General features: G+C 43.4%; 13 protein-coding genes. 11 read left to right on the top strand and 2 right to left on the bottom strand.

Annotation, left to right across the window (positions count from 1 at the left end; genetic code table 11):
- The first annotated feature begins 144 nt into the window (after nt 1-144).
- The 8 genes from AC1MDJ_RS05260 to AC1MDJ_RS05225 all read left to right on the top strand — a co-directional run bounded on the left by AC1MDJ_RS05260 (nt 145) and on the right by AC1MDJ_RS05225 (nt 7,217).
- Nucleotides 145-438, top strand: a complete 294-nt coding sequence (locus tag AC1MDJ_RS05260; RefSeq protein ID WP_479689907.1) for a hypothetical protein — start codon at nt 145-147, stop codon at nt 436-438.
- Complete coding sequence (locus tag AC1MDJ_RS05255) at nt 435-1,364, top strand: D-alanine--D-alanine ligase (protein ID WP_479689906.1); 930 nt, start codon at nt 435-437, stop codon at nt 1,362-1,364. Before AC1MDJ_RS05260 ends, AC1MDJ_RS05255 begins: the two co-directional genes overlap by 4 nt.
- Before the next feature lie 18 nt (nt 1,365-1,382).
- Nucleotides 1,383-2,063, top strand: coding sequence for a cell division protein FtsQ/DivIB (locus AC1MDJ_RS05250; protein ID WP_479689905.1), 681 nt, complete (start codon nt 1,383-1,385; stop codon nt 2,061-2,063).
- Nucleotides 2,056-3,315 carry a cell division protein FtsA gene (gene ftsA, locus AC1MDJ_RS05245; RefSeq protein WP_479689904.1) on the top strand — a complete coding sequence of 420 codons (1,260 nt, stop codon included), beginning with the start codon at nt 2,056-2,058 and terminating at the stop codon, nt 3,313-3,315. Before AC1MDJ_RS05250 ends, ftsA begins: the two co-directional genes overlap by 8 nt.
- 31 nt (nt 3,316-3,346) lie before the next feature.
- Nucleotides 3,347-4,510, top strand: coding sequence for a cell division protein FtsZ (gene ftsZ / locus AC1MDJ_RS05240; protein WP_479689903.1), 1,164 nt, complete (start codon nt 3,347-3,349; stop codon nt 4,508-4,510).
- A 151-nt stretch (nt 4,511-4,661) separates the two neighbouring features.
- Nucleotides 4,662-5,606: a hypothetical protein gene (locus AC1MDJ_RS05235; RefSeq protein ID WP_479689902.1), complete on the top strand. Its 945-nt coding sequence runs from the start codon at nt 4,662-4,664 to the stop codon at nt 5,604-5,606.
- Nucleotides 5,607-5,626: 20 nt separating this feature from the next.
- Complete coding sequence (locus AC1MDJ_RS05230) at nt 5,627-6,349, top strand: hypothetical protein (protein WP_479689901.1); 723 nt, start codon at nt 5,627-5,629, stop codon at nt 6,347-6,349.
- Between the two features lie 16 nt (nt 6,350-6,365).
- Nucleotides 6,366-7,217, top strand: a complete 852-nt coding sequence (locus tag AC1MDJ_RS05225; protein ID WP_479689900.1) for a hypothetical protein — start codon at nt 6,366-6,368, stop codon at nt 7,215-7,217.
- A gap of 38 nt (nt 7,218-7,255) precedes the next feature.
- Here AC1MDJ_RS05225 and AC1MDJ_RS05220 read toward each other — a convergent pair whose 3' ends face one another.
- Together AC1MDJ_RS05220 and AC1MDJ_RS05215 are read right to left on the bottom strand one after the other, a co-directional pair.
- On the bottom strand, nt 7,256-8,419 hold the full coding sequence (locus tag AC1MDJ_RS05220; RefSeq protein ID WP_479689899.1) for a class I SAM-dependent RNA methyltransferase: 1,164 nt from the start codon (nt 8,417-8,419) through the stop codon (nt 7,256-7,258).
- Nucleotide 8,420: 1 nt separating this feature from the next.
- The gene (locus tag AC1MDJ_RS05215) at nt 8,421-8,786 is read right to left on the bottom strand and encodes a hypothetical protein (RefSeq protein ID WP_479689898.1); all 366 of its coding nucleotides are present in this window, start codon (nt 8,784-8,786) and stop codon (nt 8,421-8,423) included.
- Between the two features lie 104 nt (nt 8,787-8,890).
- Here AC1MDJ_RS05215 and AC1MDJ_RS05210 point away from each other — a divergent pair, with 104 nt between their 5' ends.
- Genes AC1MDJ_RS05210 through AC1MDJ_RS05200 form a run of 3 tightly spaced genes read left to right on the top strand, consistent with a single transcriptional unit; the run spans nt 8,891 to nt 11,906 of the window.
- On the top strand, nt 8,891-9,310 hold the full coding sequence (locus tag AC1MDJ_RS05210; RefSeq protein ID WP_479689897.1) for a cytochrome c maturation protein CcmE: 420 nt from the start codon (nt 8,891-8,893) through the stop codon (nt 9,308-9,310).
- A 9-nt stretch (nt 9,311-9,319) separates the two neighbouring features.
- Nucleotides 9,320-11,215 carry a heme lyase CcmF/NrfE family subunit gene (locus tag AC1MDJ_RS05205; protein ID WP_479689896.1) on the top strand — a complete coding sequence of 632 codons (1,896 nt, stop codon included), beginning with the start codon at nt 9,320-9,322 and terminating at the stop codon, nt 11,213-11,215.
- Between the two features lie 4 nt (nt 11,216-11,219).
- Nucleotides 11,220-11,906 carry an ABC transporter ATP-binding protein gene (locus tag AC1MDJ_RS05200; protein ID WP_479689895.1) on the top strand — a complete coding sequence of 229 codons (687 nt, stop codon included), beginning with the start codon at nt 11,220-11,222 and terminating at the stop codon, nt 11,904-11,906.
- Nucleotides 11,907-11,946: the final 40 nt, after the last annotated feature.

The raw sequence follows: 11,946 nt of genomic DNA, 5'->3' as shown, positions 1-11,946 counted from the left end.
CTTTAAGGTAGCCCTTATTTCAGTCGGATGGTGTCCATAGTCGTCTAACACTATCAAATCATCGCTTTTATAGCGGACAGATAGACGGCGCTGCACCCCCTCAAACTTCTCCAACGCATCCGCTATACGCGAACTGAAAACCTGATGTTGGAGTTTGCCAAATCATTCTTTGATGCAGACTGCCTGCTGGTAAGCGATATTTATGCTGCATCGGAACAGCCTATTGAGGGGATTGACTCTTTAGCACTGATTAGTGAGATAAAAAAACGTGGGTTTAAGGACGTGCAACATTTGTCTGCCCTAGATGACGCATTCGGTATTCTAAAGAAACATGGGTTGGACAATTTAGTAATAATAACGCTTGGTGCGGGTAACATAACTAATTTTTCGCATAAAATTGCTGATTTCTGCAAAGCCGAGCGAGAGGGGGGCAGATGAGCACATTAAAAGTTAAAAAAATATTCATACTATACGGTGGGGACAGTGAGGAGCGCGAAGTATCGCTTAATAGCGGTGCGGCATGCTACAAAGCACTAGAAGATGACGGCTATAAGAAGCTGACGCTGATAGACACTAAAGGTGATGGAATCTTAAAGGTGGTTAAAGACAAACCCGATGTATGTTTGTTGGCATTACACGGGGGTGGCGGAGAGGACGGCACTATTCAGGGCTTTTTAGATAGCCTAAATATCCCGTATACAGGCTCTGGGCTTGTGGCAAGTGCGCTGGCTTTTGACAAGCAGATTACGAAGATTCATTTTGATGCTTGCGGCATATCTACACCTGACTGGCGTATGGCTAGCGATGAGGACGAGCAGCATCTTGATGAGCTTAAAGATTTGCTACCTGTGGTGGTGAAACCTGCGCGTGGTGGCTCTACAATCGGGCTTACAATCGTTAAAGATATTAAAGACTACATGAAAGCTGTCAAACTAGCGAAGAAGTATAGCGAGAACGTGCTAGTTGAAGAGTTTATAGAGGGCAAGGAGCTTACCTTTGCTGTTGTGTGTGGCTCGGTTTTACCTGCTATTTGGATAAAGCCTGTCAGCGGGTTTTACGACTATAAATCTAAATATACTAAGGGTGCGACTGAATATCTATTCAAACTAGGTATAGCAGATAAGAAACTTGGAGAGTTAAACGATTTAGCCCTTGACGCTTACGATGCTGTGGGCTGCGAGGGTGTGGCACGTGTTGACGTAATCTATACGGGCAAGAAGGCGTATGTGCTGGAGGTAAATACTATACCGGGCATGACCGCTACCAGTTTAGTGCCTAAAGCGGCTGCTGAGGTGGGGTTAAGTTTTGCCCAGTTATTAGAGATTATGCTGAAAGATGCGCTTGGGCGCGCAAAGCTAAGATAAATTGAGGGGTAGGCTAAAATGACAATATTAAAAATACTTTTTAAGACGTTCTGCACCGCCATATTTATCGGCGTTTTATGTGCGGGTTTTATGGTTATAAAACATAAACTTTATGCTAGTGCAAGGTATAATGTGCAGGTCGTTGAGGTGCGTGGAGTTAAAAAGACTGATATGGAGCAGTTAAAGCTCTTATTTCAGCCGTTGGTGGGGCAGAACATATTTTCTGATATAAAGGTGGACAATATACTGTCTAATGAGCCTTGGGTGGAGCGGCTATCTGTCCGCAGAGTGCTACCTGCCACTATAGTAGTGCGTGTAGGGGAGGCGTATGAGCTTTTGCGCTATCGCAATGGCAATGCATGTGCCACGTTAGTATCTAGCGGGGCGAAGATAGCGATACCATGTGGCGGTGTTCGTATAGATGTTGCACAAATGCCATTAGATGCGGAGTTTAAGGAGTTCTTAAAGGTGTATGAATTTAGCGAGTTGGCACAGCGCGGGGTAATATCGCTAAGAAGCGGTTTTTGGACACTGACTGATGGAGGGATAACCTTTGTTGCTCCGTATAATGCAGAAGTATTTAACTATAACTATCAGATGTTTGTAAATGATATAAATCAACGTTATCGCTCCATTGAGCGTGTGGACGTGACGGTTAAGGGTAGGATTTATGTGAAGGGGGTAGCTAACAATGTCTAAAGCAAAAACTAAAAGTGCCGATAACGTATATGTTGGATTGGATGTTGGAACGACTGTTGTTCGTGTAGTGGTTGTTCGTAAAAACAGTAGTGGCGGTGTTGATACGATAGGCGTAGGGACGGCTGACAGCACGGGTTTGCGCAAGGGTGCAGTCGTTAATATAAATGCTACCATTAAGGATATACAATCAGCTGTTCTTGAAGCTGAGCGAATGAGTGGTGTCAGCATAAAGGTTGCTTGCGCTGGTATAGCGGGCAGTCATATAAAGAGTTTCAATTCGCACGGGCTAATATCCGTAAAAAGCGGGGAAGTTACTAGAGGCGACGTTGTGCGCGTTAAAGAGTCTGCTGAAACGGTGAATATCCCTGTGGGCTTTGAAGTGTTGCATTCGCTACCCCAGCAGTTCATATTAGACGGGCAGGGGGAGATAAAAGACCCTGTTGGTATGAATGGTGTGCGGTTGGAAGTTGATATGCATATTGTAGCGGGGGCGGTTTCCAATGTGGCTAGTATGATGCGCTCTTGCACTGGTGCGGGTATCAGCATTGAAAAATTATATTTAGAGCAACTAGCCGCATCTGAAGCGGTGCTGTTGGAGGATGAGAAAGAGATAGGTATAGGACTTATAGATGTAGGCGGTGGCACTACGGAGTTGGCAGTATTTAATCGTGGGGCTGTATATCACACAGCCACGTTGCAGTCAGGGGGGGCTAACTTTACTAGAGATTTGCAAATTGGACTGACCACGTCTGAGCTAGAGGCTGAGCGCGTAAAGGTAGAGCATGGTTGCGTGTGGATGGATATGGTTGGAGCGGATGCTGTGATTGATGTGGCATCTGTCGGTGGCAGACCGCCGAGAAAGTTAGCCAAACAGGTATTGACGCAGATATTGTATTCACGTGCGGAGGAAGTTTTTACTTTAATATTAGGTGAGTTGCAAAAAAGTGGGTTAGTGGATGTTGTTAAGAATGCCGGGTTAGTTATTACTGGTGGCGTAGCGAATATGGAGGGGATAGTAGAGCTTGCCACTAGCATACTTGGTGTGCCTGTGCGTGTAGGCAGACCATACAATGTTGGAGGCTTGTCTGATATGGTTAGCGACCCTGCGTATGCAACTGCTGTGGGGCTTGCCCTAATGCATGCAAAGAAGGGAAGCTCTGCTAACGTGATAGCAAAGGCTGGTGGCAACAATGATAATATGATAAGTAGTATATTCAACAACCTAAGAGAGTTGGTTGGAGAATTTTTTTAGACGTGATGGTGTAGGGTATACGGGGGTATATATGGACTACAATACTGATATTCGGTTTAACAAGTCGCCTAAAGGGGCGGACATTCGGGTAGTGGGTGTGGGTGGCTGTGGTGGCAATGCTATCATCAATATGATAGCAGCGGGAGTTCAGCATGTTGGTTTCATCGCCGCTAATACTGATGCACAAGACCTTGAAAAGAATACAGCAAATATTGATAAGATATTGCTTGGCAAAGACATCACGCACGGGCGTGGAGCGGGAATGGACCCAGAGGTGGGAAAGAAGACTGCCCTTGCAACATCGGAGTTAATATCAGAAACTATGTCAGGGGCTGATATGATTTTTATCACGGCAGGTATGGGTAAGGGGACTGGCACTGGGGCGTCTCCTGTTATAGCAGCGATTGCTAAAGACCTTGATGCGCTTGTTGTGGCGGTGATTGTTATGCCGATGAAATATATGGGCAAGCCGATATTAGCAAAAGCAGAGTTGGGACTAAAGGAGCTGATAGAACACGTTGACTCTTATATTGTGCTTGATGCTGATAGGATAGTGGACGTGATAGATAAAAACGCAACCGTCAAACAGGCGTTTGAAATCATAGATAATGTTCTGGTGCAGGCTGTTAAGTGTATAAGCGAAACAGTGCACAACATAGGACATATAAATTCTGATTTTAATGATATAAAGACTATTATGCTTTCGCAAGGACCCGCTCTTATGGGTATGGGGACTGCAACTGGAGATAATCGTGCAAAAGAAGCATTTGAGAAAGCGTTGAAAAGCCCGCTACTTGCCGACTGCGATATAAGCAGTGCGCATGGTGCACTACTTGCGGTAACTGCAGCGGAAGATGATTTTCGCTTCATTGAGTTCACGGATATTATGGGGTTATTGCAAGAGAACGTTGGCGAGAATACTATTGTCTCTCAAAGTTTGGTATTTGACGCTCGCACAGACGGTTCAATAACCGTGAGCTTAATTGTTACGGGTATCAAGAAGATGAATACCCACCGCTCGTCAGAGGTAATATCCCTGATAGACTATAAGAAAGGAAAAAAGAAAGACAACAACATAATAGTCAACAATATGCAAAAAATTACGAAGTTGAATAAAGATATTCAATCATTTGATGACTATAACACTGATGAGGCTGGTAATCTGCCAACGTATCTGCGCAAACAATTGGATTAGTTGTTTTATAGGCTATCTATGTCGCCAAACCCCCTTGTCGGCATGGATTATATTGCCCCCTTCCGTAAGGGAGGGGGTGTTGTAATAACCTCTAAAGAATTTTTTATATTTAGCCGATGAGACAAAAGATATTCTTATTGGAGGTTATGGCATGCATAAGGTTCTGCTTATATGTATAATTTTGTTATCCCTTACTACTTGTAGCAAGGATTTTGAGCCTAGTATTCTCAAGCTCGATAATGTGAAAGGTAAGGATAATCAATATAGTGTGCCTGCCGAGTGTTCAGAGTATTTGTCTAATGCCAACGGTAAGGTTATCAACGTTGCTGTCCTTAACTTTGCAAACAAAACTGCATATTCCGATTCAAAGATAAGTTCTGAGCTAGGAAACAACATCAGAAGAGCGTTCGTTGCCCTCGGTGGCTATAATGTTATAGACACTGAAAGTGTTGTGCGCAAGGGCAAGATTACTGATAGAGATGATGAGGCACTTGCGGCGGCACTAGGTGCTGACTATCTGGTGAACGGTAGCATTGATAATTTCAGGGCATTGCTAGCTGCTAATTCCTGTGATGAGAGCGGGAAATGTACTTACAGGGTTACTATAGACGTAACCTTAAAGGTGACAAAGGTTAAAACATCTGAACAGGTCTATAAGAAGACTTCTCATACTTATTTTAATGCGGCATATACTGACCGTGAGGTCTTGACTGATGAAAAGATGATTGGATTAGTCAGCTCTGCACTTAATAGATATTTTCGCAATTTGATTACAGACGAATTATTGTCGGCTGTCCCTGTTCGTGCGTATGTTGTTCAATTACGCGGTGGCAAAAAAGCTGCCTTAATCAATGCCACGCGAGATAGTGGTATTAGAGAGGGGATGTTGTTCAGACCATATAGTGTAAGTGTTGAAACAGAGTATGTGACTGGCAAATCCTATTGTCATTTGACGCCTATGCCCTTTACGCTTAAAGCATCTAAATACATAAACGATACTGGCACTTGGCTTGAAGTTGGCTCTGCAAGTGGCAAAGTGTTGAAACAGTTGAATGTTGGAACGATTGTTCAACGTATAGTGTCTGATAAAAAATAGTTTTTGGAGGATATTGATAAATGAAAAAGTTTATATTTGGCGTTTTATTTATACTTGCGTGTGCACTTGTTGTTGTTCCTGTGGCAAATGCGCAAGATGCTGATGTTGAGGAAGATATGTTCCCCAAAATTCCGCGTATATCAAATAAGAAATGGAACATAACGGCTGGTGTGGGCACGTATCTTATGCCTATTAAGGTTTATGCTAAAGATGCAACTACTGAAGCTAAAAGCGATAAAGAGCTTACGAGTGAGGCTGTTTCAAGCATAACAGGACAAATTTATTTTAATGACTACGTGGGCATTTCGTTAGGACAGCAGACTGCAGGTTTTGGTTATAAAAAGGGTGAAACCTCTCCATATATAATGAATTTTGAAATGACGTCTCTATCTACCGTAGTTTTGTTGAGATACCCTGTTGCTGATTTTATGGATGTGTATGCTGGTTTGGGACTTTCGTTTATGACTGCAACCATTGACCAGTTTGGGGTTGACAGTTCAGATATAGTTTCTCAATCTAGCAATATAAGTTTTATGTTGCCACAGGCTGAGTTTGGGTTGCGTTTTTATGTGAACCATTTTACGTTTGGTTTGAAGGTGAGCGGTCTTCCGTTGGAGATAAAAACTCCTCTGCCAGACGGAACGCTTAGCGTGATAGATGCCACAACGCCAGCCAACTACAAAGAGCCAGAACTTGGCATTATGCCTATAATATTGGAGATAAATGCTGGGTTTGCTTTCTAGGTGGGAGGGTTGCATAATGTATAGGATATTGGCAACGATATTAGCTCTCTATGTTGGTATATTTAGCTATGCGGTAGTGGCGCAAGATAAAACACGAGACGATTTTCGCGGTATCAAGTGGGGAACTAACATTAGCAAGTTGTCGGGGCTGACTCATGTTGCCACCTATAGAAATGGTGTCATTGTGTATGAAAAGGTTAAAGAGAACCTAGCGTTGGACGGTGTCCCAGTGAATTCAATAAGGTATCTATTCAAGGATGATGTATTTTTTGCCGCAGAGCTTATCTATGACGAGGCGAATGCGGATGCTGTCCTATCTGCTCTAAATGCTTTAATGGCGAGCGATGAGCACAGATTGCCTTATGGCGTGAGGGTTGATGCGTCTAGTAACATGGCATATATAACAACTGTCGCCACAAACGGAGCAAGGAATAATGCATCAATTGCCGCTGGAGGTGATGGTGGTGCTGGAGGTGATGGTGGTAATGGTGGTGATGGTGCTGTTGTATCGGGTGACTTATCTGCTACTAGTGATGGGGCTATTAAAGATTATCAGATTGAGCTTGTCTTGAATGGAGAAGTTCAACTTGTGCCCGCGATGAATCTATTAGAATGTAAGGCTGGTAGCACGCTTGTGTTCAACAGATTGCTCTATAAAGGTGCAGATACCAGCAAGAGTATGAATTTTAAGGGTTGGTATAGGCGTGATTTGCGCACGAATAACGGGGACGACAGGAATTATCCTATCAGTATTTTGCGGCGTGCTATGCGGACATCATACTCGCAGGATAGAGAGCACCGCATATATCCTGTCACAGCAGAGCTAGAAGGCAGGGAACAGGTTATAATGTATATAGAAATTAAATAGAAGTTGTGCTATTACCAATATGGATACAGGGTGGCTGATTATGCAGCTGTGAGTTTTGCTACGTTTTCTATGTGGTACGTGTGTGGGTAGTTATCAAACAGGGTAATTTCATCTATGTTGTAGTTCATTGAGAACTTTTCTAAATCTCTTGCTAGTGTCATAGGATTGCACGATATATATACAAACTTTTCAGCTTTTATCTGCAGCAGTTTTTTTATGGTTTGTGTGCTCAGTCCCTCACGCGAAGGGTCAACGAGTATAGTATCATAGTTGGTCTCGCTGATAGACGCTGCGTCCCCGTGTTTGATAGGGTAGCCCAGTTGCCTGCCTAGCGAGGCGGCTGTTTTATCAAGCTCTATGGCACTGATATTCGCTCCATTTTTCAACATTGCCGCCGTGAAAAAGCCGCTGCCAGCATAGAGTTCTAGCACATTGCCAATTATATCAGTAGTGGCATAGGCTTGCAGTTTATCTATCAAATATCTATTTGCTTGGAAGAACCCTCCGCAAGCTACAGGTACGTCTCCGCCAGCTGTCTGATAAATGATGCTGAATGAGCCAAGTATGTCTTTATTGTATTTAATGCCACTTAATGGAGCGAGGCTGGATGTTCTCCCAGCGGGATAGTTGTGGACAGCAGCTATCACATCTCCATTAGTATTCTCTAACGCCGCTATTTCAAACATTACATTCTTTTTATTGTTGGTAGCCCACGTCTTGCATTTATCAAAGAGCGTCTCACTCACACATAAACAGCGTCTGACAGGCACAAAATCGTGGCTTGCGGGGCGCAGAAAACCTAGCTGTCCATCTAGCACGCGGAACGTTGCCCGAATACGATAATTAAAAGGCTTGTCTGATACCATAGAAAAGTTTTCAGTTATATGGTTCATTTGCGGATGTTTCCTAAGTGCGTTTAGTGTGATTCTTTTCTTAATTTCAAGTTGTTTGTCGTATTGTATATGGGCAAAGTTACATCCGCCACAGTTTTCATAATATTCACATTCTGGTTCGGTGCGCCAGTCAGATGATTTTACAAGTCTTGTTATCTTTGCTGTGCAGTGGGACGGTTTGTCAGCTGTAATTTCAGCCTCAACTACGTCCCCCGTGACACTATATGGGATAAATACGGCTTTGCCTGCGCTCGTTCTGCCAACCCCGTAGCCATTGTAGGCTGTGTCGGTAATCTCTACCAGCTCCATATTATAGTCTTGATGCTATGCCTACTAAAAACACTGTCAATAGCAATATCGGTACAGTAGCCATCTTGAATTCTTTGTTTCGTATAAACACTACTGCAGATACTAATGGCACGAGTAGCGGGGTGGCTAGAATTAAGGACGTGGCAACTCCGTAAAACACGTAGCTGTTAGGTGCAGCTGACAGATACCTATAAAAATGTCTGATAGAGAATGACTCATCAGTGCTAGCGGCGTTCACCCCGAGCACCTGCATTATAATGCCGAGCACAAACAATGCAAATGCGCCATACACGATAAATGTCAACATAAATGCAGCTACACGCTCTGCATCGCCAATATTAGTTTTGTTAGCTTCTTTTTTTGTCATACGACTATAATAATATTTTATCAGAATAATAACAATCATATATTCTATGGCTTGATATATTGCTCAAAGATGTTATATTTATAGGAACTTGAGGTTATTTATATATGAGGAATTACAAAAAATATGCTATTGCTTTTGCTATAGCTGCTGTTGCTCTTGCTTATTTCATAATGATGGGGCTTAGTGTGGGCGGTCTTTATTATAAAGATATATCTGAAGTGGTAGCTACAAATGAACAATCGGCTAAACCTGCTCAAAGTAAGGGACTGCGTGTTGCAGGCACTGTTGCAGATAACGAGTTTAGGGTTGATAGGTTTGGAAGGACTGCCAACTTTACTATGAAAGACGGGGGCTACTCTATGGCTGTAGCATACAGGGGAACTATTCCAGATGCTTTTGAGGTCGGCGCACAGGTAGTAGTAGAGGGGGTATATGATGCTGATAGGGGTGAGTTTGTTGCCCGCAAGTTGCTGGCAAAGTGTCCGTCAAAATACGAGGCACAACCTGACGATAACAAATTATAGGTGGATTATATGGGAGTTGTTTTTTTAGTTCTTGGATTAGTTGTGGGTATTGTTGCAATCGTTGCTTTTATCCTTGCTGTGCGTGAACGCAACGATAGTTATTACAAGGTAGGTTCTTATGCGTTGATTGCGCAGGCGATTTTGATTACAGGTGCTGTGCTGGTGCTTTTATTCTATCTAGTATCGGGTAATTTTAATAACGTATATGTTGCAAGTTATACCGATAAGGCACTTCCACTAGTCTATAAAGCGACTGCGTTGTGGGCTGGTCAGGCAGGGTCGTTGCTATTGTGGGCGTGGCTTGCGGTAATATTTACTGCATTTGAACTATACAGGTTGAGAGATAGCGATAAATCGTATAATAGTTATGTTTTTATATCGGGTATTTTCACGACTATTTTCTTTTTGTTCTTGTGCAGATTTGTCACAGACCCATTTGAGACGCTACCCTTTACAGCTAGGGATGGCAATGGCTTGAATCCGTTGCTCCAAAATTTTGGTATGATAATACATCCGCCGTTATTATATGTGGGCTTTGTGGCGTTTATGCTTCCATTTGCGCATGCTTTTGCTTCGCTTATGGTAGGCGATGTTTCAACATTTTGGATAAAGATGATACGCCCGTGGTCGCTGTTTGCGTGGGTTTTCTTAACAGCAGGGATAGTGCTTGGTGCTTGGTGGGCTTATGTAGAGCTGGGTTGGGGTGGATATTGGGCGTGGGATGCTGTGGAGAATGCATCGCTGTTCCCGTGGCTCACAGGCACGGCACTACTGCATGCAGCGGTGTTATACGAGCATAAGGGACATCTAAAGTCTTGGGGATATGCGTTGGCACTTATTACGTTTGAGCTGACGATTTTCGGCACGTATCTAACACGTAGTGGAATAATGTCTGACTCGGTTCACGCATTTGGGCAGTCTTCGTTAAGCAACTTTTTTTTGGCGTTTATAGTTATCACGACGCTAGTTTTTGTGGCGTTGTTATTTATAAATAGGCGACAGTTAGACGATACGGCAGATTTTAACTTCCTCTCACGTGAGGGGATGTTCTTTGTGGCGTTGCTTTGTTTTATAGCCCTTACGGTAGCGATACTAGCCTATACTATGCTACCAGTTATAAGCAATCTCTTGCTGTCGGTGAAAATCACCGTTGAATCAGCTAGCTACAACTTTATATCAATACCTTTTTTTGTAGTGCTATTTTTGCTTGCTGGGCTTGCGCCTGTAATGAGCTATGGTGAGACGAACACAGGCAAGCTCGGCAAGGCATATATACCAGTGCTGATAGTTTCGTCTGTCGTTGTTGTTGTGGCGTTTGCACTGGGTTGGACTAGTATGGCAGGTGCACTTTTAACGCTAACGTCAGTATCTGTGCTGGCATCATTTGTTAGACTGGCAGTGATAGTCAAACCGTTTAAGAATAATCGTGTGTTGGGTGCAATTATCATACACGTAGGTCTTGCAGTAATGGCATTGGGTGTTACGTATTCAGCATTGTATAAGTATAGTGAAGATGTAGTTGTGCGGCTTGATGATAGCTTTGAGTTTGATAGATATACCATAAGTGTTGGGCAAGTGCGTGTGGAACAACAGGCGAACTATCTATCGCAAACATTGCCATTGACGCTCACCAACAAAGGGAAGAAAATAGCTACTCTGGAGCCTGAACATAGAACGTATATTCCATCTAATAAGAATAAAGATGCCCAAACTACCAGTGAAGTGGCATATTATTCCACCATTCGTGGCGATGTATACGTGATGCTTGACGGCTATGATACAGAGCGTGGATTGGCGCGGTTGGTGGTAATATTTCAACCGCTTGTTATGTGGATATGGGTAGGTTGCATTATGATGTGCATCGGCGGGATTGTCGCTATGCTACACAAGACAAAAAACGTGTGATTAAATGAGTAGTGTCCTGCTATCAACTGATAAGATTTGTCGTAGATATGGCGAAAGGTGGGCACTGCGTCCGCTATCTGTTTCTCTAAACAAAGGGGATGCTGTTGCTGTGCTGGGCGCAAATGGTGCGGGCAAGTCAACACTGCTTAAACTCCTATCAGGGCAGATTAAACCTAGTGCGGGCACGCTAACTTATGCCGATATGAGAGATGATTATCGCTCCCATGTGGGTGTTCTATCACATTCACATCATCTATATGCTGGACTTACTGCGTTGGAAAACTTAAAGTTTTACGCCTCGCTCTATGGCGTGGATAACCCTAATGAACGCGCATTAACACTGCTTGAACGGGTGGAAATGTCTAAGTATAAAGATGAACTTGTGCGCAATTATTCACGCGGTATGCTACAGCGCGTCAGCATTGCTAGGACAATGCTTAATGAACCCGCCATTATAATGATGGACGAGCCACATACTGGGCTTGATAAGGCTGCGATGGGGATATTGAGCGGCATGTCGGACGAATTGCGGGGGCAAGGTAGGACGTTACTGCTTATTACGCACGATATATCAGTGGCTTATAATTTCGCTGATAAATTGCTGGTATTATCAGGGGGGCAGTGTCTATATTTTGATAAGAAACCAGCAACTTTAGCTGAGTGTGAGAGGTTGTATGAGGATATGTTATGAGCTTGCCTAATACCACGCCTAGCTTACCAGTTGCTTCGTT

Source organism: Candidatus Termitispirillum reticulitermitis, assembly GCF_054655775.1.
This window is presented reverse-complemented; position numbering and strand designations above follow the sequence as displayed.

Excerpts from the sequence above, each read along its gene's own strand:
- AC1MDJ_RS05260 (WP_479689907.1), top strand. The coding sequence starts at position 145 with ATGTTGGAGTTTGCCAAATCATTCTTTGATGCAGACTGCCTGCTGGTA.
- AC1MDJ_RS05255 (WP_479689906.1), top strand. The coding sequence starts at position 435 with ATGAGCACATTAAAAGTTAAAAAAATATTCATACTATACGGTGGGGAC.
- AC1MDJ_RS05250 (WP_479689905.1), top strand. The coding sequence starts at position 1,383 with ATGACAATATTAAAAATACTTTTTAAGACGTTCTGCACCGCCATATTT.
- ftsA (WP_479689904.1), top strand. The coding sequence starts at position 2,056 with ATGTCTAAAGCAAAAACTAAAAGTGCCGATAACGTATATGTTGGATTG.
- ftsZ (WP_479689903.1), top strand. The coding sequence starts at position 3,347 with ATGGACTACAATACTGATATTCGGTTTAACAAGTCGCCTAAAGGGGCG.
- AC1MDJ_RS05235 (WP_479689902.1), top strand. The coding sequence starts at position 4,662 with ATGCATAAGGTTCTGCTTATATGTATAATTTTGTTATCCCTTACTACT.
- AC1MDJ_RS05230 (WP_479689901.1), top strand. The coding sequence starts at position 5,627 with ATGAAAAAGTTTATATTTGGCGTTTTATTTATACTTGCGTGTGCACTT.
- AC1MDJ_RS05225 (WP_479689900.1), top strand. The coding sequence starts at position 6,366 with ATGTATAGGATATTGGCAACGATATTAGCTCTCTATGTTGGTATATTT.
- AC1MDJ_RS05220 (WP_479689899.1), bottom strand. The coding sequence starts at position 8,419 with ATGGAGCTGGTAGAGATTACCGACACAGCCTACAATGGCTACGGGGTT.
- AC1MDJ_RS05215 (WP_479689898.1), bottom strand. The coding sequence starts at position 8,786 with ATGACAAAAAAAGAAGCTAACAAAACTAATATTGGCGATGCAGAGCGT.
- AC1MDJ_RS05210 (WP_479689897.1), top strand. The coding sequence starts at position 8,891 with ATGAGGAATTACAAAAAATATGCTATTGCTTTTGCTATAGCTGCTGTT.
- AC1MDJ_RS05205 (WP_479689896.1), top strand. The coding sequence starts at position 9,320 with ATGGGAGTTGTTTTTTTAGTTCTTGGATTAGTTGTGGGTATTGTTGCA.
- AC1MDJ_RS05200 (WP_479689895.1), top strand. The coding sequence starts at position 11,220 with ATGAGTAGTGTCCTGCTATCAACTGATAAGATTTGTCGTAGATATGGC.